The organism is Dietzia sp. SLG310A2-38A2 (assembly GCF_014145095.1).
GTDB lineage: Bacteria > Actinomycetota > Actinomycetes > Mycobacteriales > Mycobacteriaceae > Dietzia.
The window spans coordinates 1-2,619 of sequence record NZ_JAALDX010000217.1; the positions used below are offsets into that span (position 1 = coordinate 1).

A 2,619-nucleotide genomic window follows, 5' to 3' on the forward strand; every position below is an offset into this window, starting at 1 on the left:
CGGCCGAGTCGCGCGCCCGGATTGGACCGTTCGGGGCGCACGACCGGTCGCCTCCGGACATACACGCAGCGCAACCGGGGAGCGGATCGGGCCGGGACCGCCGGGGTCAGTCCCACGTGGCGGTGTCGGGGTCCACGCCGTTCGCACGGGCGTCGGCCGCGACGGCAGCCTCGATCCACGCGGTCAGGCCCGGCTCGAGCGAGTCGTACGTCTCGCTGAAGCGCGGGTCCTGCCGATACATCCGCGCCAGCAGCACCTGCATCGAGCGCGTGCAGTCGTAGAACGTCGAGATCGACGCACGATGCCGCTCGACCAGCTCCGCGGCCCGGGGCGAGGCGGGGTCCACCCCGGCCCGCTTGGCGGCGGCCAGGTCGGCGTTGAGCGAATCCGTCTCGGCCTTGACCCGGCGCCAGTCCTCCTTGGACATCCCCCTCGTGCGCTGTTGCGACTGCTCCCACTGCGGGGTGTCGCCCCACTGCTGCTGTGCCTCGGCCTGCCAGTCCTCGTTCCAGTCGGTGCCGAAGATCTCGGCCCGGTCCGCGGGGGTCAGTGGTGTGTTCACTGCGATCGCCTCCTTCAGGCGGTCTACTGCGGAGACCATCTCCTGCAGGTGTGAGATGCGGTCGAGGAGCAGCTCGCGCTGCCGGGACAGATGGGCGCCCTCGTCGACGTGGGGGTCGTCGAGCAGCACACCGATCTGCGCCAGCGGAAGGCCCAGTTCGCGGTAGACCAGGATCCGGTGGATACGCGCGACGTCGTCGTCGTCATAGACCCGGTAGTCCGACCACGTCCGCCCACTCGCCGGCGCCAGCCCGATCCGGTCCCAGTGGTGCAGGGTCCGGACACTCACGCCGACGAGGTCGGCGACCGCGCCCACGGTGAGCCCCTCACTCCTCGTCATTCCTCCAGCATCTCTCACATCGACCACCCTGGGCCCTGACGTGATGTCAGGGTCAAGGGCCAGTCGGTACCGCGACGGCTTACCCGTCGGTAACATCGGGGCATGAGCCGACCCACGCCCCGTGTCTATGACCGACTCCGCGACCTCGTCGCGATCCCCGAGTTCCGTTCCGATCCGTCCAGCCGGGAATCAGCCGTCATCGAGGAGGTCTTCACCGGCGAGCCGCTCGCCGAGATCCCCGCGGGGACGGCCGACGACGTGGTGGCTGCCGTCGAGCGGGCCCGGGCCGCCCAGATCGCGTGGGCCGACCGCGAGCCCGCGGACCGGGTCGCCGTGCTCAAGCGGTTCGCGTCCCTGGTCATGCGCGATCGCGAGCAGCTCATGGACATCGTCCAGGCGGAGACCGGCAAGAGCCGGGCCTCGGCGCAGGAGGAGGTCCTGGACTGCCTCATCACCGCACGTCACTACGCCAGGACCGCTCCGGCGCTGCTCGCCCCCAAGCGGGTCCAGGGCATGCTCCCGGGCCTGACCAAGGCAGTGGTCCGACGCCATCCCAAGGGTGTCGTGGGAGTGATCGCGCCGTGGAACTACCCGCTCAACCTCGCCGCCACCGACGCGCTGGCGGCCCTGGCCGCGGGTAACGCCGTGGTGATCAAGCCCGCCTCCATCACTCCGTTCTGCGCCCTCGCCGCAGCGGACCTGCTGTACCGCGCAGGTTTGCCCCGCGACCTGTTCCAGGTGGTCCCCGGTTCGGGCCGCACCGTGGGCGGGGCGATCGTGGAGAACGTTGACTACCTCATGTTCACCGGCTCCACGGCCACCGGCCGCACGCTCGGTGGCCAGTGCGGCGAGCGGCTCATCGGGTTCTCCGCCGAGCTCGGCGGCAAGAACGCCATGATCGTCGCGGCGGGCGCCGACCTCGACGAGGTCGCCGAGGTGGCCACACGCGCGTTCTTCTCCAACTCCGGCCAGCTCTGCATCTCCGTGGAGCGGGTGTACGTGGAGAGGTCCGTGGCTCCCCAGCTCATCGAGAAGCTCACCGCCCGCGTCCGGTCCATGAGTGTGGGCCCGGGCTACGACTTCGAGGCGGAGATGGGCAGCCTGATCTCCCGCGACCAGCTGGAGACCGTGACCGCGCATGTCGACGACGCCGTGGCCAAGGGCGCCCGCGTCCTGGCCGGTGGGCGCCCCCGCCCGGACCTCGGCCCCCTGTTCTACGAGCCGACACTGCTGGCCGACGTCCCGGAGGACGCCACCTGCTTCGGCGAGGAGACGTTCGGCCCGGTCGTGTCGATCTACCCGGTCGACTCGGTGGACGAGGCGGTGGCCAAGGCCAATGACACCGAGTACGGGCTCAACTCCTCGGTGTTCGCCGCGTCGGACTCGGAGGGTGAGGAGATCGCCGCGCGGCTTCGGACGGGCACCGTCAACGTCGGGGAGGGTTACGTGGCCGGCTGGGGTTCGGTCGCGGGCCCGATGGGCGGCATGGGCGCCTCCGGGGTCGGCCGCAGGCACGGTGACGAGGGCCTGCTCAAGTACACCGAGGCGCAGACCATCGCCACGCAGCGCGTGATGCACCTGGGTGGGCCGTCGTTCCTGCCCCGGAAGCGGTGGCACAAGATGCTCGCACCCGCGACGGACGCGATGCGCTTCCTGCCCGGCCGGTAGGTCGGTCGCGCCTCACGGCGAGCGGCGGCGTCCCGGGGTCCGGGGCGCCG

The 2,619-nt window shown here is 71.1% G+C and carries 2 protein-coding genes; one reads left to right on the forward strand and one right to left on the reverse strand.

The features are described 5' to 3' along the window. Nucleotides 1-106 precede the first annotated feature (106 nt). Nucleotides 107-901 (reverse strand): MerR family transcriptional regulator, encoded by a 795-nt coding sequence (locus G6027_RS08235; protein WP_182636747.1) that lies wholly within the window; start codon nucleotides 899-901, stop codon nucleotides 107-109. 102 nt (nucleotides 902-1,003) lie between these two features. Here G6027_RS08235 and G6027_RS08240 point away from each other — a divergent pair, with 102 nt between their 5' ends. Further along, complete coding sequence (locus G6027_RS08240; RefSeq protein ID WP_182636748.1) at nucleotides 1,004-2,569, forward strand: succinic semialdehyde dehydrogenase; 1,566 nt, start codon at nucleotides 1,004-1,006, stop codon at nucleotides 2,567-2,569. The last annotated feature ends 50 nt before the right edge of the window (nucleotides 2,570-2,619 follow it).